At 45.3% G+C, this 26,701-nt stretch carries 26 protein-coding genes; 12 read left to right on the top strand and 14 right to left on the bottom strand.

The window, feature by feature from the left end; genetic code table 11:
* Window positions 1-372: 372 nt before the first annotated feature.
* A complete protein-coding gene (locus H6F66_RS19205) occupies window positions 373-666 on the top strand; it encodes a (2Fe-2S) ferredoxin domain-containing protein (RefSeq protein ID WP_190424261.1) in 294 nt (97 codons plus the stop codon).
* Here H6F66_RS19205 and H6F66_RS19200 read toward each other — a convergent pair whose 3' ends face one another.
* On the bottom strand, window positions 667-1,647 hold the full coding sequence (locus H6F66_RS19200) for a folate-binding protein YgfZ (RefSeq protein WP_190424259.1): 981 nt from the start codon (window positions 1,645-1,647) through the stop codon (window positions 667-669).
* Window positions 1,648-1,912: 265 nt separating this feature from the next.
* Here H6F66_RS19200 and H6F66_RS19195 point away from each other — a divergent pair, with 265 nt between their 5' ends.
* Window positions 1,913-2,626: a Uma2 family endonuclease gene (locus tag H6F66_RS19195; RefSeq protein WP_190424490.1), complete on the top strand. Its 714-nt coding sequence runs from the start codon at window positions 1,913-1,915 to the stop codon at window positions 2,624-2,626.
* Between the two features lie 60 nt (window positions 2,627-2,686).
* Here the strand turns inward: H6F66_RS19195 and H6F66_RS19190 are convergent, their stop codons facing one another.
* Together H6F66_RS19190 and H6F66_RS19185 are read right to left on the bottom strand one after the other, a co-directional pair.
* Entirely contained in the window at window positions 2,687-3,331 is a 645-nt protein-coding gene (locus H6F66_RS19190) for a Uma2 family endonuclease (protein ID WP_190424256.1), read from the bottom strand.
* 45 nt (window positions 3,332-3,376) lie between these two features.
* Window positions 3,377-4,426 carry a hypothetical protein gene (locus H6F66_RS19185; protein ID WP_190424254.1) on the bottom strand — a complete coding sequence of 350 codons (1,050 nt, stop codon included), beginning with the start codon at window positions 4,424-4,426 and terminating at the stop codon, window positions 3,377-3,379.
* A 189-nt stretch (window positions 4,427-4,615) separates the two neighbouring features.
* Here H6F66_RS19185 and H6F66_RS19180 point away from each other — a divergent pair, with 189 nt between their 5' ends.
* Entirely contained in the window at window positions 4,616-5,419 is an 804-nt protein-coding gene (locus H6F66_RS19180; RefSeq protein WP_190424252.1) for a phospholipase D-like domain-containing protein, read from the top strand.
* A 97-nt stretch (window positions 5,420-5,516) separates the two neighbouring features.
* Here the strand turns inward: H6F66_RS19180 and H6F66_RS19175 are convergent, their stop codons facing one another.
* Entirely contained in the window at window positions 5,517-6,020 is a 504-nt protein-coding gene (locus tag H6F66_RS19175; protein WP_190424251.1) for a hypothetical protein, read from the bottom strand.
* A gap of 54 nt (window positions 6,021-6,074) precedes the next feature.
* Entirely contained in the window at window positions 6,075-7,085 is a 1,011-nt protein-coding gene (locus H6F66_RS19170; RefSeq protein WP_190424249.1) for a DUF389 domain-containing protein, read from the bottom strand.
* Window positions 7,086-7,431: 346 nt separating this feature from the next.
* Here H6F66_RS19170 and H6F66_RS19165 point away from each other — a divergent pair, with 346 nt between their 5' ends.
* Window positions 7,432-9,150 carry a DUF3352 domain-containing protein gene (locus H6F66_RS19165; protein WP_190424247.1) on the top strand — a complete coding sequence of 573 codons (1,719 nt, stop codon included), beginning with the start codon at window positions 7,432-7,434 and terminating at the stop codon, window positions 9,148-9,150.
* 115 nt (window positions 9,151-9,265) lie between these two features.
* On the opposite strand, the gene H6F66_RS19160 is transcribed toward H6F66_RS19165, so the two are convergent.
* Window positions 9,266-9,838 (bottom strand): hypothetical protein, encoded by a 573-nt coding sequence (locus H6F66_RS19160; protein WP_190424245.1) that lies wholly within the window; start codon window positions 9,836-9,838, stop codon window positions 9,266-9,268.
* Window positions 9,839-10,089: 251 nt separating this feature from the next.
* Here H6F66_RS19160 and H6F66_RS19155 point away from each other — a divergent pair, with 251 nt between their 5' ends.
* From H6F66_RS19155 to H6F66_RS19135, 5 genes are all read left to right on the top strand, one after another.
* The gene (locus H6F66_RS19155) at window positions 10,090-10,248 is read left to right on the top strand and encodes a hypothetical protein (protein WP_190424243.1); all 159 of its coding nucleotides are present in this window, start codon (window positions 10,090-10,092) and stop codon (window positions 10,246-10,248) included.
* Between the two features lie 26 nt (window positions 10,249-10,274).
* Window positions 10,275-10,574 (top strand): hypothetical protein, encoded by a 300-nt coding sequence (locus H6F66_RS19150; protein ID WP_190424241.1) that lies wholly within the window; start codon window positions 10,275-10,277, stop codon window positions 10,572-10,574.
* Between the two features lie 105 nt (window positions 10,575-10,679).
* Window positions 10,680-11,477 carry a hypothetical protein gene (locus H6F66_RS19145; protein WP_190424239.1) on the top strand — a complete coding sequence of 266 codons (798 nt, stop codon included), beginning with the start codon at window positions 10,680-10,682 and terminating at the stop codon, window positions 11,475-11,477.
* A complete protein-coding gene (locus tag H6F66_RS19140; RefSeq protein WP_190424237.1) occupies window positions 11,477-11,668 on the top strand; it encodes a hypothetical protein in 192 nt (63 codons plus the stop codon). Before H6F66_RS19145 ends, H6F66_RS19140 begins: the two co-directional genes overlap by 1 nt.
* Complete coding sequence (locus H6F66_RS19135; protein ID WP_190424236.1) at window positions 11,616-13,664, top strand: thioredoxin domain-containing protein; 2,049 nt, start codon at window positions 11,616-11,618, stop codon at window positions 13,662-13,664. The genes H6F66_RS19140 and H6F66_RS19135 overlap by 53 nt, the downstream gene beginning before the upstream one ends.
* A gap of 70 nt (window positions 13,665-13,734) precedes the next feature.
* Here H6F66_RS19135 and H6F66_RS19130 read toward each other — a convergent pair whose 3' ends face one another.
* The 3 genes from H6F66_RS19130 to H6F66_RS19120 all read right to left on the bottom strand — a co-directional run bounded on the left by H6F66_RS19130 (window position 13,735) and on the right by H6F66_RS19120 (window position 18,599).
* Window positions 13,735-15,582 (bottom strand): penicillin-binding protein 2, encoded by a 1,848-nt coding sequence (locus tag H6F66_RS19130; RefSeq protein WP_242023784.1) that lies wholly within the window; start codon window positions 15,580-15,582, stop codon window positions 13,735-13,737.
* Between the two features lie 100 nt (window positions 15,583-15,682).
* Window positions 15,683-16,180, bottom strand: a complete 498-nt coding sequence (locus H6F66_RS19125) for a hypothetical protein (protein WP_190424234.1) — start codon at window positions 16,178-16,180, stop codon at window positions 15,683-15,685.
* Window positions 16,181-16,442: 262 nt separating this feature from the next.
* Complete coding sequence (locus tag H6F66_RS19120) at window positions 16,443-18,599, bottom strand: GAF domain-containing protein (RefSeq protein ID WP_190424232.1); 2,157 nt, start codon at window positions 18,597-18,599, stop codon at window positions 16,443-16,445.
* Window positions 18,600-19,236: 637 nt separating this feature from the next.
* Between H6F66_RS19120 and H6F66_RS19115 the strand changes: the two genes are divergently transcribed.
* The gene (locus H6F66_RS19115; protein WP_190424230.1) at window positions 19,237-19,380 is read left to right on the top strand and encodes a hypothetical protein; all 144 of its coding nucleotides are present in this window, start codon (window positions 19,237-19,239) and stop codon (window positions 19,378-19,380) included.
* A 385-nt stretch (window positions 19,381-19,765) separates the two neighbouring features.
* Here the strand turns inward: H6F66_RS19115 and H6F66_RS19110 are convergent, their stop codons facing one another.
* A complete protein-coding gene (locus H6F66_RS19110; RefSeq protein WP_190424228.1) occupies window positions 19,766-19,951 on the bottom strand; it encodes a hypothetical protein in 186 nt (61 codons plus the stop codon).
* A 149-nt stretch (window positions 19,952-20,100) separates the two neighbouring features.
* Between H6F66_RS19110 and H6F66_RS19105 the strand changes: the two genes are divergently transcribed.
* Both H6F66_RS19105 and glgB read left to right on the top strand, forming a co-directional pair.
* Window positions 20,101-20,493, top strand: a complete 393-nt coding sequence (locus tag H6F66_RS19105) for a hypothetical protein (RefSeq protein WP_199295494.1) — start codon at window positions 20,101-20,103, stop codon at window positions 20,491-20,493.
* A 307-nt stretch (window positions 20,494-20,800) separates the two neighbouring features.
* Window positions 20,801-23,089, top strand: coding sequence for a 1,4-alpha-glucan branching enzyme (glgB, locus tag H6F66_RS19100; protein ID WP_190424226.1), 2,289 nt, complete (start codon window positions 20,801-20,803; stop codon window positions 23,087-23,089).
* Between the two features lie 189 nt (window positions 23,090-23,278).
* Here the strand turns inward: glgB and H6F66_RS28510 are convergent, their stop codons facing one another.
* From H6F66_RS28510 to hpsB, 4 genes are all read right to left on the bottom strand, one after another.
* On the bottom strand, window positions 23,279-23,812 hold the full coding sequence (locus H6F66_RS28510; protein WP_190424224.1) for a type II secretion system protein: 534 nt from the start codon (window positions 23,810-23,812) through the stop codon (window positions 23,279-23,281).
* Between the two features lie 327 nt (window positions 23,813-24,139).
* On the bottom strand, window positions 24,140-24,811 hold the full coding sequence (locus tag H6F66_RS19085; RefSeq protein WP_242023782.1) for a prepilin-type N-terminal cleavage/methylation domain-containing protein: 672 nt from the start codon (window positions 24,809-24,811) through the stop codon (window positions 24,140-24,142).
* A gap of 50 nt (window positions 24,812-24,861) precedes the next feature.
* The gene (gene hpsC, locus H6F66_RS19080) at window positions 24,862-25,800 is read right to left on the bottom strand and encodes a hormogonium polysaccharide secretion pseudopilin HpsC (RefSeq protein ID WP_190424221.1); all 939 of its coding nucleotides are present in this window, start codon (window positions 25,798-25,800) and stop codon (window positions 24,862-24,864) included.
* Between the two features lie 32 nt (window positions 25,801-25,832).
* Complete coding sequence (gene hpsB / locus H6F66_RS19075; protein ID WP_190424219.1) at window positions 25,833-26,657, bottom strand: hormogonium polysaccharide secretion pseudopilin HpsB; 825 nt, start codon at window positions 26,655-26,657, stop codon at window positions 25,833-25,835.
* Window positions 26,658-26,701: the final 44 nt, after the last annotated feature.

Raw genomic sequence — 26,701 nt, 5'->3', positions numbered from 1 at the left:
GATTGGCGGTAGGGGCTTTTTGATTGCCATGCCCCTACAAAATATCGCAATGTCTCGATATTTTCTAAGGGTTGTATGAAACCACCCTGCTTCCTGCTTTTCAAGGAGGCTAAGACAAGGCTGTTTGATTTTTTACCATGTTAGCGATCGCAGGTTGGGGCCGAGGATGGGAAACTTAACACCCATAAGCATTTATTGGGTTGAATGCGAGTGTTCCCAGCGTTTGATGATTCCCACCAATAGGTAGATATCTAATTCACAAAACTTGAAACCACAGAGCCATAAACAACGTACAGCAATTAAGCCAACATTTGTATGGGCGTACAAAGTTACCCCCATACAAATGTTGATTAGCGTGGCTTGAAATTACAGATGTTTGAGGGCAATTTGTCACCTACCGAAGTATTAGTTTGCCAGAACCGCAGTTGTCGCAAGTTGGGTGCGGTTAAGGTTTTGGTAGCTTTTCAAGCACTTCCAGTTCCTGGCGTTACTGTAACTGGTAGTCAATGTCTAGGACAATGCGGCAATGGGCCAATGGTGCTGGTGCTTCCGGAACAGGTTTGGTATAGCCGCGTCCATCCCGATGAAGTCCCGGCGGTGGTGGAACGACATCTGCGAGGTGGACAAGCGATCGCATCCATGATTTATCGGAAGGTTAAGCAGTAATCACACGTAATCGTGAGTTACAAATGGCACATTAATAAGCTCACCTTGGCTTTCCCCGACCTGTACTTTCAGCCCTTCGCCACCAGCTTTGGTGCGGATATACGCTAATCCAAAGGAACCTTGTTCGGTTTCGGTGTAGCTGGTGAGTTTGCCGACTTTTTCCTCTCCTACGGTAATCACACTCCCAGGTTCTACGGGTGCGCTTAATCGCACTCCCCAAAGGTGTTGCTTGACTCCTTTATAGGTATTTAAACGGGCAATTGTTTCTTGTCCGATGTAGCAGCCTTTCTCAAAAGAGATTGTCTGCCATAAGCCAGCTTCTAGGGGATTATAATCTTCGGTTAGTTCAAAGTCAGGCGCAGGTCGTCCTTGTTCGATTCGCAGGTGTTCCCAGACGCGATCGCTCATTGGAACTGCCCCAGCTTCGACTATTTTCTCCCACAGCTTCTCGCGATTAGCAGAACTTAGGATAAGAGTATATCCCGACGTTGCCAAACCGCTACCTACAGCAACCCGCACATCCTCAAACAATTGGTGCGAGGCATAAGGTTGCCCAATAATTGCACCAGCACCCAACTTTTCTATTAGGGCATCACTTCCCGGCCCAATCAGGCTGAAAGTAGCGGTATCTTCGGTTACATCCTTTAATTGCACCTTGTCAGAGAAAAAGATGTAGCGATCCATTAACTGGATCAATTGCTGGCGGCGAGAAGGTGAAACCAGCAGCAGCACAGAATCTTCGATCACATAAGCAGTGGTTAAGTCAATAGTTCTCGCCGTCGATGTTACAAAAACTGTATCGCAACCTTGTCCCGGCTGGAGTGACTGGAAGTTGTTGGTAGTCTGGTTGTGCAAAAATCGGATGCGGTCATCGTCAGAAACTTGGATGCGTCCCCAGTGAGAGCGATCGCACACAGCAACAGAGTCCCGCACCGCTTGGATAGCTGCTGCTTCGTTGCTGTCAATTGTCGATGTTTGCATGGTGATTGTTGCTAATAGTTTCGATTTTTATTTAGCATTTCTGCTAGGTTCTTTGACTTGAAAATCTTATCAAATCAAGCTGATTGGCTTCAATGTTGTACTCAATATGAAGCTAACATACACTTAGCTTGCAAAAATACCGGACGACTAAAGTCAAGGGCAAACAAACCAAGCCCGTCTGCGCGGACTGAAAGCAAATTACTGAAAGCAAATTAAGGTTTTGTTTGTGAGCCAGCAAACTTTAATCCGTAAGAGAGTGGCTGCCATGCTAAAGTACGATCCGCTACAGCTTCCATCAGAGGAAGAACTACCTTGTTCTGACGATACTCCTGTGGATAATGAACTGCAAAATTTAATTCCTAACTTATTAGGAGCGATTTTAGCCTTCATTTGGCAAGACCGTAGGGACTGGTTTTTTGCCGTTGATATGGGGATTTACCATACAACAGGAACTAATCCCAGAATTCCAATTGTTCCCGATGGCTTCCTCAGCTTAGGGGTAGAGCGGTTGAAGGGTGACAAGTTACGCTTGAGTTACATTGTCTGGAAAGAAAACAACGTTGTACCTGTTTGGGTATTAGAAATTGTCTCTCACACTTACGGGGGAGAGTACGACAACAAAGCCACCCAATATGCCCAACTTGGAGTGTTGTACTATGCAATCTACAACCCCGAATACAGCCAGCGCGATAGACACGACCTTTTGGAGGTGTATCGCCTAGTTGATGGAGCTTATGTTCGGCAACCGGGGGAACCCGTGTGGATGCCGGAGATTGGTTTAGGAATTGGGCGGGAACAAGGAACTTATTGGGGAATAACGCGAGAGTGGCTGTATTGGTATGACCAAGATGGGAGAAAGTACCCATCCCCAGAAGAAGCAAGACAGCAGGAGGCTCAAAGGCGACAGATAGCTGAACAACGTGCCGAGCAATTGGCAGCACAATTGAGGGCATTGGGGATTGAGCCGGATGAAGCTTGAAGAAGCGATCGCGTTTAGTTATGAGAATGCGATCGCGCTCTATCTACTATCAATAAATAATTATTGTTGAAATTGGGATAATAACCAAGCACCAACTAAGCTTTGATTTTCTTGACGACTGCGCTCTAAAGCTTCCACTAGCACCGAAATTGCTAATCCCGGCAACACCTGAGACTCAGTAATTCTTTGACTTCCCCCAGCAGATGTGATGGTAAAAGCAATAATTCTGATGTTCACAACATCCACCACCCAATATTCCGCTACTCCTAAATCTTCGTACAGCAGCCGTTTTTGCCCGATATCATCAGACAGTGAAGTATTCGCAATTTCAATCACTAAATCTGGTGGTGGACATTGATCCAGATTGATAATTGATGTTTCCGAAGGAATCACATCAGCGTTTTCACCAATGTAATAAGATACATCCGGTTGACTTTCTTGAACGCCTGTTTTTCTTAATGTGCAGTTATCTTGTCCATTCAGAGGAATGCCTTTAATGGTAGCGAACAAGGTGACAGCGAAAATCATTATTGCATGATCGCTGGCGTGGTCAGAACCTACAGGTGACATTTCAATTCTCAATTGTCCATTGTAGTAATAGCCTTTCGCTTTTTCTAGTTGCGGCTCTTCAATCGCCTGGATGTATTCATCCCAACTGGCTACAACCCAAGTATTTATCGGTATTTTTGTTTGTAGTTTACTCATAGTTAAGGCATTAATGCTGAGACATTTGTTAGTGTAAAATTTAAATTATTTTATATAAATATATCTAGATGACATGAGCATTTCTTCCATGTAGTTTATAAATTCTTGAAGTACTTCGCTTGAGTTAATACAAATTTCCCAAGCATAAGAAAAAGTGCTATTTTCACATATATGTAAACAGCATTTACTATTAATTAAAGCCTCAAAATATGATTTATGCTTATAAAACGTAATATTTTTATTTTGAAATTCTTCAAATTCATCTGATTCAAATTCTTCCTGAGAAATTATTTCTCCCTTAAATGGATGAAGATAACACTCTTCTATGGACTCACCATAATCCCAGCTATTTAAACTATAATTGTATTGGGTATTTATCTTAAAAAAAATATCTTCTTTACTAGGAGCCAACCAAAACAATTCTTGCCCTACAAGTATACAGTCAGTCCCATCTTCCTCATCATTACACATAAAAATAAATTTCAACAAGTATGGTTCTACAATCTTTTTCAATATACAAATACTTAAAGCTTTTTCATGAGGCATTAAAATAAATTCATAACCCTTGTTTAAAAATTTTAAATCTTTAGGTCTGTACCCTATATATTGCGATGTCCTGTTTATATTAAAATAACGGTTGAAACCCAGTTCTTCTAGCATACTGGTAGCCAACGACATTAGATCCTCCCCTGTTTCACTCTCCTTTATGCTTGATGAGATTAGGTTAGGTACATCGTTTTGCTTTACCTGTTCCAAGTCGTCATCATCTAGTTGCAGGCTGAAAGCAATAAAGAGACAGAGAATAGACTCCTTATCAACTCCTTTTTCACCTTTCAATATTTTCCTAATGGTGCCAGGGTCTAAACCTTCTGGTGGCTTCAAGGTTCTGGTCAGTTGTCGTATTTTTTCCTGAGTACACCGATTCTCATGCTGAGTTTCCCACTCTCGTTTCGCCTCTGTGAGCTTTTTCGCTCCTTGAGAAGTGAGGATGTAACCACGATTACGTTTTGGCATTTGTAGAGGCAATAGTTGACGTAGCTTAAATTCCCGATGCGGATGTTTGGTGTCGCTTTCGGGAAGATAAGAGATTTTCACTGATCTTAAGCCAGTTTGCGTATTTCAGCAATTGAAGTTTCTTGAAGATTGGAAAGCCCGCCATCACTGCTTTTACCAAAGGATAAGAGAAAACTTTAAATTCACGGTTTAACTGCTTGGACTTCGCTGGATTAATCTTGGTCGAACTTGCATACTGGACTCAGTTACTTAGTTGAGAACTCAATCAAGATGGCCCCAGAAGCTATTAAAAATATTGCTTTCGTTCCTTCCAGCTTGGATATCATCAGCCTATTAACATTGCAGAAACCGCAGGCACATTGCCAAAAATGCCTTGCTGTCTTGCCTAGAATGCGGCGGAACCAGAAGCGGCAGATTTATTGCCCAGTGTGCCAAGTCCAGTATGTCACTTACAGCAATTTCCAAATCGAGCAATTTCAGTCTTATTTCCGAAATCAAAGTCTTTATATTGAGATAAAAGACCCAATCGAACACTGCAAGCATCTGGCAATGATAGCGAGTAATGTAATGCACAGCCCAGACTATCCACCGCTTCAAGGCTTGTTACAAGCATTGAGCCAAGCACAGTGTTTTGTCCATGTCACCAGTTGGGGGCTTAGCCATCAATTTCTGGGTTTTCTGAAAATGGCAGCACAGCGGGTTAAAGTACGGGGAATTGTCTCTTTACCTCCCGATCAAGCTTGGCTATTACCTGAATTAGAATGCTATAGAAACGAAGCACCAAATCTCGAAATAAAAGCTGTTTGCGCCTCAAGTCACAGATGGGATGAACTCCCTCATCAAAAATTAGTCGTGATTGATGGCTTACTTGCTTTCAAAGGTAGCGCTAATCTCACCCAAACTGCGTGGCGGAAAGCTGAAAAAGGGCTTGATGAGTTAGAAGTTATCACCGATGTTGAAAAGGTTATCAACCTGCACAACCGCTACTTTTCACCTGTTTGGGCTGACTTGAGCGAATACGGCGACGCGATCGCAATTAGCATGGATAATCTGCCTGACGATACTGCTGCTTGAAGAAAAAGTGATCGCGCTATCTTTCCTCCTCTTAGCCCGCGTAGGTGAGCTTTGTTTGTGGAGCATCTAGCCTTCAGCCTGCGGGCTTTAGAGATTTTCAACTACTAGGCAAATTCACAAATATTTCTTCCACTAGATGCTTAGCTTTAGCGTCCAAAAGATTCCAGTCTACATCACCAGTGTCTTCTTCAATTAAGCTGGTATCAATCTCTACTTCTGCATTTTCTTGGTGGATCGCTTGATTATAATTGCGAAAACAAACTTGATAGCACAGTTCCCACAAATCAACGCTAACTTCGCGGTCTTGTTGTTGCAAACAAAGCAGATAGCCAGGATAGGGATTTGGGATATCAGCTAAAGCATTTTCGATTACAGACGCTTCTTCTGGTGAAGCGGTGGCGAGTTGTTGCTGCAAAGCAGTAAAAGCAGCTTTAGTTTCTTCTGATGTCCCCCCAGACCAAATTAGCACTTCTTTATAAGTTCCTTTCCAGGTTGATTGATCTAAGTGTTTGCGGATGTGGTCAATGATGCGGATGAAGGCTGGTTGCATCAGGATTTCCGCTTGCCCCCAACTGGTAATATCTGTGAATTTTGGTTGCATTATTTTATGAAAGATTAAAAAAGTTGGATAAAAGATTGTTCAAGACTCAGGCTGTTAAGGTGACGAGGCTGGGCTTTCTCGCCGTACATCTTCGACTTGACTAACTTGAAAAATTAATGTAAAAGGTTGACCCATTTTTTGCTCGACAAACTCTTCCAGTAGCAGCACTTGTTTGGGTGTTAAAACTTCCTGAGCGCGAACTGTGAGATAAACTTCTGGTGGGTTAGTTAACCAGTTGGACTCAGTTTTAATTAAATCTACTCGCTGAAAAGTAATGGTTTCTTTAAGCAGTGCTTGTTTTAAACTTACTTCTAGTCGGGCTTGTCTGATTAATTGTACTAAACTGATACCTAAAGGAACTAGGAGAATTGCTGTAAAAATGAGAGTCCAAGTTAGGGCTTTCCGGGCGCGATTTAATGGGGTGTAGCCTGACACTAAAAATGTCAGCATACAAGCTAGGGTAATGCCCAACAAATTTGTCATATACAGCAGTGCTGCACCGAAACTCAGCGACCAATTAGCTTGGGAAAGACCTAAGCCAATGACGCAAACGGGAGGCATAAGTGCGACTGCGATCGCAGTCCCAGCTAAAGTACCAGAAATTTTTGGCTGAACTTTGGCAAAGCCGCTGATTCCCCCAGCAGATACGGCAATTCCTAAGTCTAGCAGAGTCGGTTTAGAGCGAGATAGCACTTCGCTGCCAAATTCTGGCAGTCCGACAAAGGAACCGAGAAGAAATGCTAAAAAAATTGCTACAACTGTACCCGCAATTACTGATTTTAACCCTTGGCGAAACAGCAGAATATCGCCTTCTAATGCGCCAAAAGCTAAGCCCCGAATCGGTAACATTAACGGGGCGATAATCATTGCCCCAATAATTACCGCCGCACTGTTAGTCAGGAGTCCGAAAGTAGCGATCGCGCAAGACCCAACAATCAATACCATATAGTTCAGGTCTATTATGGATTCTTCCAATAGCCCTTCTCGCAGCTGAGTTATATTTCGCTGTGCCGATTTTCTTAATCGGCGATATTTCAGCCAATCTTGTTGAATGTTTCTTAACAAATTGAAACCACTCCCATAGAATTTTACTCAAAGACGGGGTTAAGCCAATGCTTCTATAGTGAGTAAACTTCTCCCTAAATTGGTGTATATCCGCAGGCAAAGGTCTAAATCCTATAACACCCAAAGCGCACCAAAAGTGCGATGGTATTGAAATGAAATACCATAATCGCCATCCATCGGTAAAATGTAACTACTTCTCAGGGTAGAAATGAGCAGTGAGGTAATTGATAATAGGTAACTGGTAATTGGTAGTAGCAATTACCCATTCCCGATTCCCGATTCCCCATTTCCCTTTCCCCATTCCCTGCTAAATTGGCAATGGCACTGCATAGCCTGTCTGAATTTCATGCTTAAGAAAAATAAACGTCCCCTAATTCTGGCTTTGGGAACTGGTGCGTTGCTACTGGGCGGCGCATTGGCTTACTGGCTGCTGGTGCAGCAAAATATTTTACGGGGTAATGTCCCAGAAGGTGCCAAGTTAGTTCCTCAGGATGCGCTCTTTGCCGTGTCAGTTTCTACTGATGAAAAGCAATGGCAGCAACTCCGGGAGTATGGCACTCCGCAAAGCCAAGCTGCCTTTGCCAAACAGCTGCAACAGCTGGAAAAAAATCTCCTCACTGCCAACGGCTACAACTATCAGCAAGATATTAAGCCTTGGGTGGGTAAAGAAGTGACGATCGCTTTTTTGCCCCCGGAAACACCGCAATCCCCGAATGCGATTCCCGTTGGTCAACAATCGGTGGTGATGGTGCTGCCAATTAACGATCCCTTGCAAGCAAAGCAAGTGTTGGAAAGAGCCAGACCGCAAACCGCGAACAAGTTCGTTGAACGCGATTACAAGGGCATTAAGATTAGAGAAACGCCGAGCGGTGCGGCACAGAAGTTTTCCACAACGCTGCTAGAACGTTCTTTGGTTGTCAGCACCGATCCTAAAGGGACGGAGCGCATAATCGATACCTACAAAGGTGCAGCATCTTTGGGGACTACTCCAGGTTACTCGGAGGCGTTGGGTAGGATTAGAGCCACAGATCCGTTTGCGCGATTATATTTTAATGTGCCAGTTGCTACTGCTGTAGCCGCAGCAAATTCGGCGCGATCGCTTCCTTCCCAAAACCTCGCTTCTTTGCAAGAAAAGCAGGGTTTAGCAACATCGGTGATGTTGCAACCAGAGGGAATTCTTTTTAAAGGGGTTTCTTGGCTGAAGCCGAACAGCGAAAACAAGTATGCTGTTGAAAACAATGCCAAAATTATGTCCCGCCGCTTGCCAGAAAACACGCTGATGATGACTTCTGGCGGCAATTTAGAGCGGTTATGGCAAGATTACGTCAAGGGCGCTCAATCAAATCCGATTATCCCGATCAATCCAGAAGCCCTGAAAGCTGGGATAAAGTCTCAACTTGGTCTAGATTTAGAGCAAGATTTGCTGCCTTGGATGCGAGGCGAGTTTAGCTTGGCTTTAATTCCCGCACCTAAAGGAGTTCCCTCAAATTTAGGTGCTGGGGTGGTATTTATGGTGCAAGCAAGCGATCGCTCTCGTGCGGAAAAATCCCTCCAGCAAATAGATCAGGTGATGGCAAACCAATACCAATTCCAGGTGCAACAGGGAAATTTGAATAATCAACCAGTAGTCAACTGGACATCGCAGTTGGGTGGTTTAGCCGCAACTCACGGCTGGTTAGATGGAAATGTTGCCTTCCTGTCCTTGGGCGCACCTGTTGCTACTACCATCGTCCCGCAACCACAAGCAACTCTCTCCGACAGCGAGTTATTTAAACAGGGGATGCCAACAGAACTTAATGCCAAAAATGGTAGCTTTTTCATTGATGTTGACCGCACGATTAATACTGGAAATCTGGCACTGCCGCAATTTTCGCCCGATCAAAAGATATTTACAAATGCGATTCGCTCCATTGGGGTAACAGCTGGGATTAGTAGCGATCGCTCTAGCCGTTTTGACATCTTTGTGCGGACGAAAAAAATCGGGGAACCCACTAATTCTGGAAAACCTAGTATTTCTCCTACTCCCCAAAGTAGTCCCCAAGCATCTCCCACCGCTTCGCCCTAATTTTAGGAAGCTGCACATCTTTATTGTTTTTTGTCAATGGTCAGTTGCTACGAAATACTGACCACTGACTACTCACAATATCCAAATAAGGAGTTTAAATTTATAAGAGCGATCGCTAATTTATTTTTTGGCAGTAACACTCTAATACCAGGTCATAACAAGTATTGCTATTTTTATAAAACTCAACTTGGCTGGGCTTATTTGTCACTTCTGAGTTTCCCAAAGCACTGCACAGCCACCAATCACCACTAAGATTGAGACGTTTTGCCCATTCAGTGATTAACGGTTGAGCTTTTGTATGCCATTCGCTGCTTGGTGAAATTCTACCAACTTTAACAAGTGCCTCTTTATAATTATTGGATGCTGCTAACTGGTTCGCCCACTCAAATCGACACTCTTGAGTTAGTGCATTAGCATCGGCGTAATAGTTGGAATTACTAAGTGCTGTTTTGGCTTGTACAATGCACTCCTCAAATTTTCCCGCAGCTTTGAGATTTTCAACTTCTGCCAAAATAGTTTTTGCTTCGGAAGTTTGCAAAGGACTTGACGGACTTTGCATCTCAATTAAAGTCGTCTCTTGGCTTTGTTCAGCTTGTATTTCAGTGTAAGCGTAAACGCTCATCCCACCGAGAAGAGCAACACCAAGACCTATTTCAAATATCAGGCCAGCTTTGTTGTAGGATGACATAAAATTTCGCACAGTAGCCTTGTGCAGAGATATTGTAAGCGATAGGCTACTGGCTGGAGAATGTTTAATACATCCTGCTATCAGGTGAATTTGCAATACACCCACACTGTACAAGGGTAGCGACTGAAGTCACGCTGGCATTTTGACTCTAACAATAATCACCCAATCGGGTGAATCGATAGAACGAAGTGCGATCGCTTTACAACATCGTACCGTAATATTTACCATGCGATGGACGGAGGCTCTTGTCAATGTTTAAAAGACTTCTCCAAGCCGCCGCGATCACCTTGTCTCTCAACGTAATTGCGGCACTTAACCAACCTAGTATAAACCAGACGACTAATCAATTGCCGTCCGGGAGAACTTCAACACCAATAGCGAGTGTGCTGGATCAATTTCTCAAAAACTGAGACTTAATTAATCAAGGAATCGCTAAATGACACCACAATTTAAAGATTTAGAGGCGTTAGCTCAACAAGAAATTGAGCTAATGCCGACATTAGCACTTACTTTGCGATCGCGCCAATATCAGGATGCACCTCTAGAAGAAATCTTTGATTTACTCGAAAGTGTTACCGAATCCTTTGCAGCGATCGCTCACACGCTTCCTATACAGATGCAATACAGCGCCCGAAAAGAAATTGAGTTTTTCGTTTCTTTGTACCTACAGCGCTTTCATGATGCACTTTCCCAAAAAAAATGCTATCGTGCAAAGGCAAAAGTCATTAGTCGTTAGCTAGTGACGATATAGCAATCTTAAAGAGGTTGTAACCCGTAGTAAAGGCTGGGGAGCCTGTCCTTCTCTCGTCACGAGAGTGACTTAGCAAAGTGGAGTTTAAATATGAAAAAAAGTTTAATTGCATTTTTATTACTAATATTAGGTTCTGCTTCTGTTGCTTATTACTTTTGGAGTCAGGCAACAAAGCTCCCGGATTGGTACGTTTCCAAGGGAGTAAGTAGCGATAAACTAATTAACCTATCTAATGAAGTAGAAGTACAAGGAGTAAAAACTAAACTACAAGAAAAAATTGATACCAAAATAGAAGACAGCATTAATGCGCGTCAAGAACTCAGCCCTAAATTAGCTAGGGTTGATGGATATGAAGTTAATACTGATGCACCGAAAAATACTCAAGCCCAGGAAAATAGTAGAACTATACAAATAGACTTAAGCGAAAAGGATTTCAACGAGTTGGTAGTTTCATCGGTAGCAGAAAATACACCGAATAGTAAAGTATTGGGAACAACCAAAGCTTTTAATACAACCATAAAAGATGGAAATCTAGAAAGTGGAGCGGTAATAAATGTTTCTGAGATTCCCAAAGACAGACTAGAGCAGAGGGAAAAGGCTTTTGTAGAAAAGATAACTAAAACTTTTCCTTTTTTAGAAAATCAAGATGTTTATATTGGCATAGAGGGTAAGCCTAAAGTAGAAAATGGTCAGTTAAAATTTGAGGAAGATACAAGAATAAAGCTAGGAAACTTGAGCTTGACGATATCAGAGCTTTCCCAAAAGCTGGGGATTCCTGAAGATAAAATAAAAGAAAGACTAAAGTTGGAATTGGAACTAGGGAAATTAAAAATAAGCGATATAGAATTTAATGATAATAACGCTTTGATAAAAGGCTCAGTGAATTGATGCGATCGCGAGTAGGCGCGTCTACCACCAAAGACAATCGAACAGGATACGACGCAAGATGGAGCGATCGCTTGATGCCTCACGCTAAACTGCTAAAGGTGAAAACCGTTGTCAGACCGAGTGCTGCAATTAGCGTTTATGAGCAATCGCCTAGCCCAAGAATCAAGCCTCTATCTCCGCAAACACGCTGAAAATCCCATAGACTGGTGGCCTTGGAGTCAAGAAGCCTTAGAAAAGGCAAAGGCTGAGAATAAGCCGATTTTGCTCTCGATTGGTTACTCCAGCTGCCACTGGTGTACGGTAATGGAAGGAGAGGCGTTTTCAGATAACGCGATCGCGCAATATATAAATGCCAATTTTATCCCGATTAAAGTAGACCGGGAAGAACGTCCTGACATTGATAGTATTTATATGCAGGCGTTGCAGATGATGAGTGGTCAAGGCGGCTGGCCTTTGAATATCTTTCTGTCGCCTGATGATTTGGTGCCTTTTTATGGCGGTACATATTTCCCCGTAGAACCACGCTATGGACGACCGGGATTTTTGCAAGTGTTGCAAGCGCTTCGCCGCCACTACGACACCGAAACCGAAAAAATGCAAAGTCTCAAAGAAGAACTTCTCGGTTATATGCAGCAAGCCGCTGTACTGCAAACTGGAGTAGAGACGCAGGGGTTGGATAAAAATTTGTTGCGGCGAGGTTTGGAAACTAGCGCCGGGGTAATAGACAGCGACGGACAGGGTGCGAGTTTCCCGATGATACCGTATACCGAGTTGGCGCTGCGGGGTGTCCGATTTAATTTTGAATCCAAATCCGATCCTAAGCAAGCTTGCAGCAAGCGAGGATTAGATTTAGCACTGGGAGGAATTTACGACCATGTGGGCGGCGGCTTTCACCGTTACACAGTCGATCCTACCTGGACGGTGCCTCACTTTGAAAAAATGCTTTACGATAATGGGCAAATTGTCGAGTATTTGGCGAATCTGTGGAGTGCTGGGTTAAAGGAAGCAGCATTTGAGAGAGCGATCGCGCACACAGTAAAATGGCTGAAACGCGAAATGACTGCACCCGAAGGTTACTTCTACGCTGCTCAGGATGCGGATAATTTTACCACTCCAGAAGAGGCAGAACCCGAAGAAGGGGCGTTTTACATTTGGAGTTACCCGGAAATAGCCGAGTTGCTAACTCCCCAAGAGTTTGCAGAAATTCAAGAACAGTTTACAGTGACACCGGGAGGCAACTTTGAAGGCAAAATTGTATTGCAGCGCCGTCATCCAGGGAAACTGACTAAAACACTAGAAGCAGCTTTAGAAAAGCTGTTTGAAGCTCGTTATGGTGCCAAGGCAGGATTAGAAACTTTTCCTCCAGCCCGCAACAACAAAGAGGCAAAAACTGGAAATTGGCCGGGACGGATTCCACCTGTCACCGATACTAAAATGATTGTGGCATGGAATAGCCTGATGATTTCAGGTTTAGCCAGAGCTTACGGAGTATTCAGCAAAGAAGAGTATTTGTCTCTTGCTGGAGGCGCTGCCAATTTCATCTTAGATCGCCAATTTATTGACGGACGCTTCCACCGGCTGAACTACGACGGCTGTCCATCCGTATTGGCGCAGTCGGAAGATTACGCCCTGTTTATCAAAGCCCTGCTAGATTTGCACCAAGTGACTCAAGCTCGTTTCTGGATGAAGAAAGCGATACAGTTGCAAGAAGAGTTTGACGAATTTCTTTGGAGCGTGGAACTGGGTGGATACTATAACACAGCGAAGGATGCCAGTAGCGATCTAATAGTGCGAGAGCGTAGCTATGTGGATAATGCTACACCAGCGCCGAACGGGATAGCGATCGCCAACTTAGTGCGTCTGGCCATGCTCACCGAAAATCTGGAATATCTCGATCGGGCAGAGCAAACATTACAAGCGTTTAGCAGCATAATGGAGCGATCGCCGCAAGCGTGTCCCGGTTTGTTTACCGGGCTGGATTGGTATCTTCACTGTACGCTGCTTCGCACCACAGTCAACCAACTTGCCAGCGCGATCGCTCAATACCTCCCCACAACTGTATGCAATGCAGAGGTGATGCCATCTGAGGCGGTGGGATTAGTTTGTCAAGGGCTAACTTGTCTGCAACCCGCCCAAACCCAAGATCAGATGTGGGAGCAACTTTTGCAAAGCCAAACTAGGGGGTAGGGGCTGGGGACTGGGGACTAGGGACTAGGAACTGGCTAAGATTCTTCCCAATCCCCAATCCCCAATCCCCTCATTTTTCCGCCGAAGGTGGAATTTGTTCGATACTAATCAGCGCCTCCATGACTGATTTAACCACTGGTGCCGCCACAGTGGAACCATAGGCATTTTCCCCTTTCGGTTCATCCACTACAGCTAAAACCACATAACGGGGAGAATCTACAGGCAAGATACCTACAAAGCTTGTAATTCTGGCACTAGAGTATCCTCCTGTGGAACTGGCTTTTTGGGCAGTTCCCGTTTTACCACCAATCCGATAACCTGGAATCTGAGCTGCTTTGCCCGTTCCCTTGACCACCACAGCTTCCATCATTTCTAACACCGTCTGGGTAGTCTTCGGGGAAAAGAGGGGGCGCGGTGTTGGTTGATTTGGTTGCCAAAACACCTGTCCTTGAGTATCAAATAACCCCCGGACTAGATGGGGCGTTATCAGTTTGCCACCATTGGCCAGAGAAGCGTGCATCTGTGCGAGATGGATAGGCGTTAGAGAGAATCCCTGACCAAACGAGGTGGTAGCTGGTTCAATCCGAGATGAGGTAAACTGCTCAGAGCTTTTCATCTGCCCTGGTGATTCAAAAGGCAGGTCAATGCCCGCCGTTTGCCCCAGCCCCAGGCGTTCCAGCCAGCCGTAGTAGACGCTTGGCTTCATTTGTTGGATGATTTGTACCATGCCAATGTTGCTGGAGTATTGCAGAATCTCAGAAATTGTAAGTCTCCCGTGACGGCCAGGTTCAGCGTTTTTGATCTGCCAGCCAGCTACCTGAATATTACCGCCGTCATAGAATGTAGTTTCTGGTGTAATTGCTCCAGCTTCTAGAGCGATCGCTACATTCAACGGTTTAAACGTCGAACCCGGCTCATAAAGGTCAGCCAGCGCCCAGTTCTTAAACAAACCCACGTCAGAATTAAAATACTCATTCGGGTCATATGTCGGCTCTGCCACCAGCGCCAGCAAAGCACCATCCCGCGCATCCATAACGATAACCGTACCACGCTTAGCTCTAAACAGCTCTATCTGTTGCTTCAAGGCAGATCGCGCCGCCCGTTGCAAGCGAGAGTCAATCGTCAGCTGTAGTCGCAGGTCATCAAAGTGCAACAATCCTTCTGGCAAATGGTCAGGCATTAACGTGCCATTCCCCGCCCGGCTAAGTCGCACCGTGCGAACAGCACGAACCAGTAAATTTTCCTGACTATATTCCACACCCGCCTGTCCGCGATGGTCAACATCGACATAGCCGACCACGTCTGCTGCTAAATCCTTCTGAGGATAGAGGCGGGCGTAATTTTGAATCAGTTCAAGTCCATCGTTTCGCAGTTGGGCGATGTTGTCAGCCTGTTCTTCGGTTAGAGAGTAGGCAACCCGAATCCCACTATCGCGCTGGTTAAACATAGTAACCAGCGCGTCGGCAGAAATTCCCAAAGTCCCACTTAGCTTGGTAGCGATCGCAGACTTTGATTGTTTGAACAGCTTTGGGTGGGCAAACAGTGTATAAGCAGGGCGATCTGTGGCTAAAACGTTGCCGTTGCGATCCACAATCGCGCGGCGCGGCACAAACGGACGCAGATATACCATTTGCTGCTGTCGCGCTTTTGCAAGCAGTGTTGGTGCCTTGACAATTTGCAGCCGATACACATTCAGCGCCAGCCCTAACCCACTTGCGAATAGCACTCCCCAAACGAGTAGCAGCCGGAAGGATGAAGGATTAGACAGCAAGGCAATTATGCCGTTTGTTTGTTTCTCTTCTTGCGGACTTTTGCCACCCATTAGAGACGCGAGATTGCGCGTCTCTACATTATTTGATGCCTGATGATTTTTTCCGGCACGAGTAGCTTCTAGGGGCAGTTTTTTGGCTGATGGCATCCTAGTAGCTTTGTGATTCAGCAGGTTCGTAGTTTTGCCATTTCCGGAGACTTTCTGCGTAGCTGTCCTACGACTTCTAGATCCTGAATTCTCCATGCCTCTAGTAGCCCATTGGCATTGTTGGTGTTGGTTCTGGGTTAGCAGTCGCTGCTGGTGTGGGAAGTGACTGGCGCTGCGGTGCAGGCGCTAAAAAGATGGTGTTGGCAGGATTAGGAGAAACCAAGCCAGTTCCCGGACGCTCAGCTTCTTGAGCCAACTTATCTTTCAAGACTTCATTCGCCGCCGTCATCTGTCGCTCATTGCGTTGCAAGGTTTCCAGATGCTTGTACTGCCGGCTCCACATCTGCTGAGTATAGACTGTCCAAGCATAAACTCCCAGCGTAGCGGCAATCAAGCCGAAGCACAATATATCTGAGACGCGCTGCACGTAGGCAAGCGATCGCAGCCAACCTGGTGATTGAGCTTGAAATGCTGGCTTTTGGGTTCTTCTGCTACTGGTTCTAGACGGGACGCCGCCTTTGGGTTGCCGCGAGGAGATATCTGGTTTTCTTTTCCCAAGGCGGCGGTCTGAAGCAACGGATTGAGGGACAGCAGACATAAGCAGTTTTTAGTTGTGGGTTATCAGTTGTTAGTTGTCGGTTGTTTTTCCTTGCCACTAACTACTGACACCATTTTGTTTTACTTTGGTAACGCTTTGAATTATTGAAACTTCTACAGCTTAGAGTTTCAAATCCAAAATCCAAAATCCAAAATGGTATGACCACTGACAAAGGACAAAACACCAACGACTTTAAACCATAGACACAAAGGCTGTCTATTGTCCACATTTTAGAGTCGCTAGTCTGTTTTCGTGCAATTTGTCAATTCTTGCCCAATGGTGTCTTCCTAATCTCCATCGCTAATTTCATCGTGGTGTCTTCCCAGTCCCCAGTCCCCAATTCCCGATCCCCAATCTCTCCTTTACTTGGTGACAACGGTTTGGGTTGCTGGAGAGGAATTTCTATAATAAACTCTGCACCTTGACCGGGTTGGGAGTGACAGTGTAAGTTGCCTTGGTGCTGGGAGACGATGGTTTGATAACTTACGGTTAAGCCCAATCCCCTGCCCTGACCAACATCTTTGGTAGTAAAGAAGGGGTCGAAGATTTTCGGCTGAATGTCTTGGGCAATTCCAGGGCCATTATCTGCGATCGCAATCCTCACAAAATCTTCCCCCGTTTCCCCATCACTCACCAACTCTGTACGCAACTTGATAATTTTTTCTTTAGATGACCACCTGCTGATCGCTTCTATAGCGTTCATCAAGATACTCATAAATACCTGATTGAGTGGCTTTGGGTAACACTCCACGGGGGGTAAGTCGCCATAATGCCGCACCACCTCAATTTCATCGCCCAGGTAACTGTACAGAATTGAGAGGGTACTTTCTAACGCCTCGTGGATATCTATCGATTTCTGGGACGCTTGATTGAGGCGAGAAAAGTGCTGCAATGAGTTAACAATCTCGCGAATCCGCTCAGCACCTACCTGCATCGATTTTAAAATCTTGGGTAAATCTCTGAGTAAAAAATCTAGCTCCACTTGCTCAGTCAGCTTTTGTAATTCCGCATTTCGGTTCGGATACTCAGTTTGATAGCCCTGCACTAACCGGATCAGGTCATGGACATAATTTTCTACATAAGGAATATTGCCGTAGATAAAGTTCACTGGATTATTAATTTCGTGAGCAACCCCAGCTACCATCCGCCCCAAACTTGACATTTTTTCACTCTGAATCAGCTGAGATTGCGTTAGCCGCAGTTCTAAGAGCGTTTGGGAGAGTTGCTCGGCTTGCTGGGCGCTCGTGTGTGCCTGCTGCTGAGTTTGGGCATACAGATTCGCCTGTTGAATAGAAATCGCCAACTGATCGGCAACTGCTTGGGCTAGTTTCTGGTCATTTTTCGACCAATACCGGATTTCGGAACACTGATTGAGATAAAGAATTGCGTGCAGCGTTCCGTTAGCCTGAACTGGCACCACTAGAGAAGATTTTATCTGAGCTTTTTGGTACTCAAGGTTGGCTTCCCCAACTCGTCCATCTCGCGTAATGTCGGAGATGCTCACCTGTTGACGATGCTGGATCACCCACTGGGTGATTGGGCCATGAGTATCAAAGTCATCAATTGTCGGGGGAAAAGGCTCCCTACACACTTCATAAAGGTGTTTCCGTCTGAAGGCAGCAGAAGAGGGTTGGGAGTTTTGTAGGTGATTCTCCCACTCAGATACACGGATACTCTCCTGTTCATGACTTTCTACCAGATGAATTAGACACCGATCTGCTGATAATGCTTGCATCAGCTCTCGCGTCGCTTCGGTGAGAATGGTTTCTATGTCAAAACTTTGGCGGGTAAGACTGGTAATCTGATTCACCAGTTGCTCTCTTTGAGCTTGTTTCTGGGTTTGCTCATAAAGCTGAGCTTGACGGATGGCAATCTCTAGCTGCTGGGCGATCGCTTGCAGAAACTCAATTTCGGAGCTTGACCAAATGCGGGGTTGCTCTGAAATACAGGCAATAAAGCCTATCGAGCCTTCTGACTGTTTTAAGGGAACCAATAAGTTAGCGATCGCACCCTGGAATATAGGCAATTGTGGCGATCGTTGGTCTTTCTTTATCTGCGGTTGGATCAGCCGCAGCTGGGAAAGCCATCGGCTAACTATACCCACCACGCCTGGATTAGAAACTGCTGTTTTGCTGTTGATGATTAATTTGCCAGTAGCGATCGCGCCCGCGATCGCTCCAAACTTTTCTAGCGGATAGTATCCCAGTTGAGCATTTTTTCGATTGTGGCGCGATCGCTCTACTACTACTTGCACCCGTTGCGTATCCTCGAAATACCACAAAAAACAACACCTATCCAGGTTTAGCAATGTGGCAATTTCGTCTACCGCCGTTTGCAGAACTACTCTCAATTCCAATGAGTTCCGAATCCGGTCAACGATTTTCTGTAGTAGTATCCAATGTTTTTGAGGATATGGCATCCAGGCTGCTAGTAATTTGCTTTTTTTAGCAAAAATAGGGAACACAAAGCTTTCCTTGAACAATTCGGGCGCTTGTGGGCTAGTTAAATTTTTATGCAGTGGTTACAAGTCCTTTTGTCAAGTTATTTTGCCCGGTGAAGCTTTGTCAGCATAACGGATCTTTTCCTCCTTAAGTTGTATTCAGATTAACTAATGCTCAACTTCGATAGAAGTTTCTTTCCAATTTACAGGTTTTTTTTTACTTAAAGCTTAAAAAAACTGCATTACTCTTTAGTTATGGATTTTTCACTAAAAATAGTATAGACAGAAATTACTGTTTATGCTATAGTTCATATGTTTATTTTGGATTTTCCAAAAATCCCAAAACCCCAAGCAAATTCGCTGTCTGGCGAATAAAAGCAAATCCGCAAAGGCGGCGATAAACCGTCAATACCTAAGACAGCTTAGGAAAGGTGAGGCACGCGGAAATCGTCGGGACTCACTCGAAACAGAAACATCACTTCTAGCCGATTGAGCAAAGTGAAGTTCAAAATCCAGAAATCCTCCTTTGTAGGGACAGGAGTTTCAAGCAAAAAATACAATATTGTGATTAAATAGCAAACGATTCCTTCAGTAGCAATCCATAAAAGAGGAGTGTATGAACAAAAAGATACTTAGTTTGGTTTTGGTACTCGGCTTGGCTGCCACCTTGGGAGCTTGTGACCAAACGGGAGGAGGCGGAGAAGGAGCTAGTCCTTCACCCACTGCATCACCCACCGCATCACCTACCACATCTCCTTAGTAATTAAGCTGGGTCTCGGTTCTCATCCCCTGAATGAAGTTCATACCGCCGAAAGGGTATGATTTTCTCCACTTGGTTGGTTATCCCTAGTCTGAATCTCAGGTTGGTAATCGTTCCTAAGATATTAAGTTAGGCATGTACTACCACCTGGGTATCAGATTTTTGATTACCAGGAAATACAAGTTTTATCTTAGATGTAGGCGCAGCTAAATTTTGGGTAATGGCTGACAAGATTTATATGATATTGCGGTAAGCAGCTTTTGGCGCTAAATGCTACTACTGCAATTAGACAGTTTTGACTATTGTCGAAACTGAAACTGGGGCTGGGATTTAAATAAATTGCCTATCGAGTGAGAATTTAACCCCAGGGCTAGGTATTCTCAAGCTAAAACCACTCACCAGGCTGAGGAGAGTTCCGGTGCTTTTGGCAAAAATGGGAACCGAAAGCGATCGCACACTCATCGCCGATTTTAAAATTTTTAGACAGCCATCGTTCTAAACCAGCGCTTTCTTTGCCAGATTCCCAGCTACCGACCGAAGCATTGATGCTGGAATGGTTTGATGAAAGCATAGGCTGCCTACTCGCCTTGGAGAATAGCTGTCCTAGTTAGCCCTTTAGCACTGATTCCCAATTATCGGGAAGAATACCCTTGGTTGTTTGAGCGCATCAAGCAGATTCAACAAATCTGTAAGGAACCGCTACCCCAGGACTTCTGAAGGATGAACGATGAATTAAAAAAAACAAGTTTTTGCCTTTTGCAGCCTTCCACCCCCTTCAACTGGTTCGCCAGCAGGGGAGAGGGGAAAAACTTTTATTGCTGGGGGTTAGGCGGGATTGCCTTTTGTTTTTTACCTTTTGCCTTTTGCCTTCCTGCGTGGGCATTACCACCGCCGGAGGAAGTGCCAGAGGAAGTATTGCGGACGGAGATTATTACCGAAGCGCGATCGCCAATTGATGGCAAACCGATTACAGCCGCTGAATACGCCCAGCTGCAAGCCGAGTTGCAAACCATTACCCCAGGGGCATCCCCACTCAATCCTCAACTGCGAGAATTAGTTTTTCTGCTGCGAGTGCGGCAACTTCTGCGGGGAATTGGCGTTCCCATCAAATAGTATTTTTTCACTCCCAGCAAGACATCTCAGACTATTGCAATTGATTCCCCGCCAATAATTTTTTACCTTTGCGCCTTTCTCCTGCGGATACTGGTGCCATAATTTGCTATTGTCCCTTAGCAGGATGCAAAATATACAAACATAAAAAAATGTATATAAATATAAAGCACTCTTACATAGAGCGCCTGTAGATGCTTAGAAGCGAAACGACTTTAAGCGAGAGTGCCAGCTACCCTGATGGGTAGTGCAAGCTTCTCATTGAGCGAATCGTCTCAATTCAGTCAAGACCTTTAGGATAAGTAGGTTTATGTCCATGACCATTGCCCCCGAACAGATAGAGCGGATTGTTTGGAATCAACATCAAGACCCATTTGAAATCCTGGGTGCCCATCCCAGCACGCAAGATGGGAAAACCGTCTGGGCAGTTCGAGCCTACCTACCCAATGCGATCGCTGCCTGGGTCGTTCGCCCAGAAGAACGGACTGAATACCCCATGCAATCAGTGCATCATCCCCATTTTTTTGAATGCACCATTGAAACCCCAGAACTAGCAAACTATCAGCTACGAATTCAAGAAGGAGAACACGAGCGCGTTATCTATGACCCCTACGCCTTCCGTTCTCCCCGCCTCACAGACTTTGACCTGCATCTGTTTGGCGAAGGAAACCATCACCGCATCTACGAGAAACTGGGCGCTCATGCGACAGAAATCGACGGCGTAAAAGGAGTTTACTTTGCTGTCTGGGCCCCAAATGCCCGCAACGTCTCAGTTTTGGGAGATTTTAACCTTTGGGATGGTCGCCAGCATCAAATGGGTAAAGGTTCCACTGGCATCTGGGAACTATTTATCCCTGGTTTGGCTGTTGGGGAACACTACAAATATGAAATCAAAAACATTGATGGTCACATTTACGAGAAATCTGATCCCTACGGGTTTCAACAGGAAGTCCGACCTAAAACCGCATCTATCGTCACTAATCTAGATTCTTACCAATGGAAGGACCAAGACTGGATGGAGAAGCGCCGCCACACCGAGCCGCTGACTCATCCCATCTCCGTGTATGAAGTTCATCTAGGATCATGGCTGCACGCTTCCTCAGCTGAACCTGCCCGGTTGCCAAATGGCAAAACTGAGGATGTTGTAGTCGTCTCTGAGTATAAACCAGGGGCGCGGTTCCTCACCTACCGAGAACTGGCAGAACGACTGATTCCCTACGTCAAAGAGCTGGGATTCACTCACATTGAATTGTTACCAGTCGCAGAGCATCCTTATGATGGCTCCTGGGGCTACCAGGTAACAGGATACTATGCCCCCACCTCCCGCTATGGCACACCCCAAGACTTCATGTATTTCGTTGACCAGTGCCACCAAAACGGGATAGGGGTAATTGTAGACTGGGTTCCCGGTCACTTCCCCAAAGATGGTCACGGTCTGGCATTCTTCGATGGCACTCACCTTTACGAACACGCAGACCCCCGCAAGGGCGAACACAAAGAATGGGGTACTTTGGTATTTAACTACAATCGCCATGAAGTGCGTAACTTCCTGGTTGCCAATGCCCTGTTCTGGTTTGACAAGTACCACATTGACGGGATTCGCGTAGATGCTGTAGCATCGATGCTTTATTTAGACTATTGCCGTGAAGAGGGGGAATGGCTGACTAACCAGTACGGCGGCCGAGAAAATATTGAGGCGGCTGATTTCCTGCGCCAGACCAATCACACGATTTTTAGCTACTTTCCTGGTATCCTCTCGATTGCGGAAGAATCCACCTCTTGGCCTATGGTGTCTTGGCCTACTTACATGGGGGGGCTGGGTTTTAATTTGAAGTGGAATATGGGCTGGATGCACGATATGTTGGACTATTTCCACATGGACCCGTGGTTCCGGCAGTTCCACCAGAACAATATCACTTTCAGTATGTGGTACAACCACAGCGAGAACTTCATGCTGGCGCTGTCTCACGATGAGATAGTCCACGGCAAGAGTAATATAATCGGCAAGATGCCTGGTGATGAGTGGCAGAAGTGCGCTAATGTGCGCTGCCTGTACGCCTTTATGTTTGCTCACCCAGGCAAGAAAACTCTGTTTATGAGTATGGAGTTTGGGCAGTGGAGTGAGTGGAATGTCTGGGGTGACTTGGAGTGGCATTTGTTGCAATATGAGCCGCACCAAAAACTAAAGCGGTTTATGAGCGAACTCAACCACGTGTATCGCACTGAACCGTCACTTTATACTCAGGATTTCGCTCAGGAAGGTTTTGAGTGGATTGATTGCACTGATAATCGCCACAGTGTTGTTGCGTTTATCCGCCGCGCTAAGGACTCTGAAGAGTTTGTGGTCACGGTCTGCAATTTCACGCCTCAGCCGCACAGTCACTACCGCGTAGGTGTTCCTGTACCTGGATTCTATACGGAACTATTTAACAGCGATGCCCGCGAGTATGGCGGCAGTAATATGGGGAATTTGGGCGGTAAGTGGACTGATGAATGGTCGTTCCACAATCGTCCCTATTCCCTAGACTTGTGTTTACCGCCTCTGGGGGTGCTGATTTTGAAGCTCGACCCACAAAAGACAGCAGGGGCAATGTCTTAAGCCGAGGACTGAAGTTAAGGGCGAACAAACAAAGCGTGCCGACCCAGGCTAAAAAGGCTGCTTCTCGTTCCCAGTCAGAGACTGGGAACGCTCAGAAGAAAGGCTCTGCCTCATTGTAAGCATTCTCTAGCGATCGCTTCGCTAGGCAACTAGAGAAATTTCCAGCCTCCCAACCCATGCACAAACTTGCTAATAGCAATACTTGCCATCTTGGGCCGTAGAATGCTCTTTTGCAGTTCGCATTGCTCCTAAGAGGGTAGAAACAACTACACAACGTTTGGCTTTACCACCATTTTTTGAGGAAAGGGTGATACGACCAAATGGAATTGTTTTCACTTCACCCAGAAAGCCAAATTCTACACCCCGTACTCCATTGCTCTGAATGGGGTAGGTGGTTTCTGGGTCAATTTGAATCAGGGGGTCAAGGTTATTCCAGTTTGCTACAGTTGGACTCACGCTAGACGGGTAAACTGCCCACTGCACAATGCCATTAACTTCTCGAAAGCTAGCTCGCCAGTTTTGTTTATCGCGTTTGGCGTTGCTCTGGGCTGCCCGCATTGCCCAATAAATATGGTCTTGGGCTGTTCTGAGACTTTGGGTACTGAGGAAACTTAGCCAGCTGGGGGCTGCGATCGCGCTCAATATTCCTATAATCAAAATTACTACTAAACTCTCTATCAGCGTGAACCCACTGCTGGAGCAATTAGATAACTTTTTACGCATTAGCTAAATACTTAAAAGACGCACCCAACTTTTCAAGTTTCCTCTCTAGGTGCGTCTTTTGTATTCCGTATCTTCGCTGATTTTTGCAATTGACTCTTAGTTTTAGTCAGTATCTTTCCCAGTTGCGATCGCGATCGTGCTGACTATCCCTATAATCAAAATTACTACTAAACTCTCTATCAGCGTAAATCCAGCATTTGGCTCTTGCCATCTTTTGTGAATTAGCTAAATACAAAAATCCGCACCCAACTTTTCAAGTTTCCTCTCTGGGTGCGTGTTTTGGATTCCGTATCTTCGCTAATTTTTAATCAGCTATGTTTCCAGCCATTAACTAGGGCATTTATCATCTTTCTCGGCTTGAATTGCCCCCAATAAAGTTGTCACCTTAACGCACCGCTTGGGCCCTGTAGGCGCTGTATAATTACTATTGGCTGTAGCCACTGCGATAGTTAAACCTGTGTCGGCATCCTGTGGTAAAGTACCCTGATAATTAAAAGTAATTGTTTTCGCAGTTGTTGGAGCATAGCTGATGACACCACCAACGGGAGCTTTGTTAGGAGTAGTGATGTTGCTGTAAAGTAAAATTTGCCCTGGTTTGATGTCTTGATTTTCTCCTAACTTCTTCCACTCATTGGCGGGAATACTAGCGGCGGCAACATCAGCACGATGAACAAGCACTTGTGGAACTTGAGCTTCTATTTTAAAACTAACACTATAATCGCGCTTTGTTCTTTTAGCCTCTCGCTGGGCTTCTCGAAGGGCATTTAAGGCGGCATCGTTAACTGCATTCACTCGTTGACGATTCAGAAAGGCAAGCCAGCCAGGGGCCGCGATCGCGCTTAATACTCCGATTATTATAATTACTACCAGCAACTCGATCATCGTGAATCCAGAGTTAGATTTCGCTGGTAATCGTTTTGAGGGAAGTTTTTCAAGTTCCCCAGACAATTTGTCTAATATAAATTGCTGCATAATCTTTAATAAAGCTGGGTTTTTCATCAATTCCTCCTACTTACTGGAGATACTACTAGCATAATTTACAATATCTACTATTCGCCCAGCACACCACGTTCTTTAATCTGCACCCTTGCATACGGACAATATGTATCTTGATCAGCACACGTTCCCCCCAAATTAATCCGTTCGCGGGCATTTCCTCTTATAATAATTTCTGCGATCGCGTTTTCTTTTTCTGGAGTGTTAGGATCGTCGGTTGGGGGTTTAATAAGTCTGAATCCGTTCGTTGTTGGATCAACATAATCAACTAATACCCGCATTGGGGTTTGAGCGGCATTATAGGAACCTGCATTCTGCCATTGGGTCGGAGATTTCTTCCGGTCTAATTCTGCAAAGCCTGGACTAGGACTTTCAGCAAGCGAAACGTAATCGTTAGGAGCAGCAGTCAAGGGATTTTTTACGCCATCTCGAATTTGAAATCTAGCAATACGAGCTGCGTTTGACCAAGTTTTAGGGTTAGAGTCATTACCTTTAATTAGGTAATAGCCAACTAACGAGTAGACAAAAGTATCGTCTTTCTTAGTATTGTTTCCAGAAACAGGTACTACTCCTTCTCTATAATCGCGCTTCCAAAACACAACAATTGGTTTACAAATGTTTGCCCCACCGTCGGCACAGCCAGCGAAGGTAAGTCCTGGTCCAGGTATTTGATTTGCAATCCCAGACGCAGCCGCATCTGTTGTACTTGTACTTTTAGTCAATGCAAGAGGATCGTAGACATAAAATGCCTGTTCCATGTCTTGTGCAATGTAATCAAGAGCTGCTTGAATTTCTTGCTCTGTACTGGCTTTGGCTTGTTCCCTGCGGTCTGTATCGAGAATATTGACCATAAACCCCAGCAGAGGTGTAAGAACCAGTGCAGCGATGATCATGGCGACCAGCACTTCAATTAAAGTAAAGCCGCTTATTTTCCTGCTCAGATGCGATTGTCTCATCTGAACAGTCAGAAGCCATTTCACTATGCTTTTCATACCCTTTCCTGCGTTAATTGACCTATCAAAAATTATGGAGTACAGCCTAGGCGATTGCATAATTGAGTGAAGCTGGTTTGACTTGAGGCTATTGCAGTAGTTACTGCTACTACTGGCAATTTGCGAGCACCCAATCCTCCAGTAAAAGTCGCCTGCTTGCTTCCCTTATCCCCATCGGTCTGTGGTTTCAGAGCTGTAGTATCGCTAAAAGCATCTGCCCTGTAAACCCGCACTAGCAGAGGGTATCCTTCTGTTCCTCCTGTAGTTGTTGTAATTGGTGCAACGCCAACAGTACCGCCCACAATTGGCTGAACGACCATATCTACGAGGCTGGTATGTAGACAGGAACCATCCCCATCGCCATCAATGCAGTACAAACCATCTTTATATTGAGCATTTGGGATGCTCAAAGAGCCTGAACTGTTGGGGCCTTTAACAGCAGAAAATTTAGCGAGATCGTCGGTTACTTGGGCTTTAGTTGGGTTTTTAGTAGTTGCAACGGTGGCAAGAGGAGGCGTAATTCTTCCAGAACGAATACCATCAATGTAGGTTCTAGCAGCTTGGCTTCCCAGTTCCACCCGCCTTGCCTGGACTCGCGTAGCTGTCGAGAGGACAATCACGGGGGCGATCGCACTCAGCAAAATCGCTACTACAATAATCGCCAGCAAAGACTCAATAAGGGTGAAACCTGACTCGCTACTGTTCAGAGTGCGCAGACCTAACCCCCTAGCCCTTTCCTTAGTAGGAAGGGAACTCAAGCCCCTCTCCTTGTAGGAGAGGGGTTGGGGAGAGGTTAACCCAACACTGCTGACACCTGAGTGACTAGATAGATGTTGCTGTTTTTTGGGTGTAATCATAGTTAATCGGCAGTCACTAGTTTTGAGATTGAACCTTTTTAGTC

This window comes from Trichocoleus sp. FACHB-6 (assembly GCF_014695815.1).
In the GTDB taxonomy this organism is placed as follows: Bacteria; Cyanobacteriota; Cyanobacteriia; order Cyanobacteriales; family FACHB-T130; genus Funiculus; species Funiculus sociatus.
Note: the sequence above shows the minus strand (reverse complement) of the source record. Positions and strands in the feature narration are given on the sequence as shown.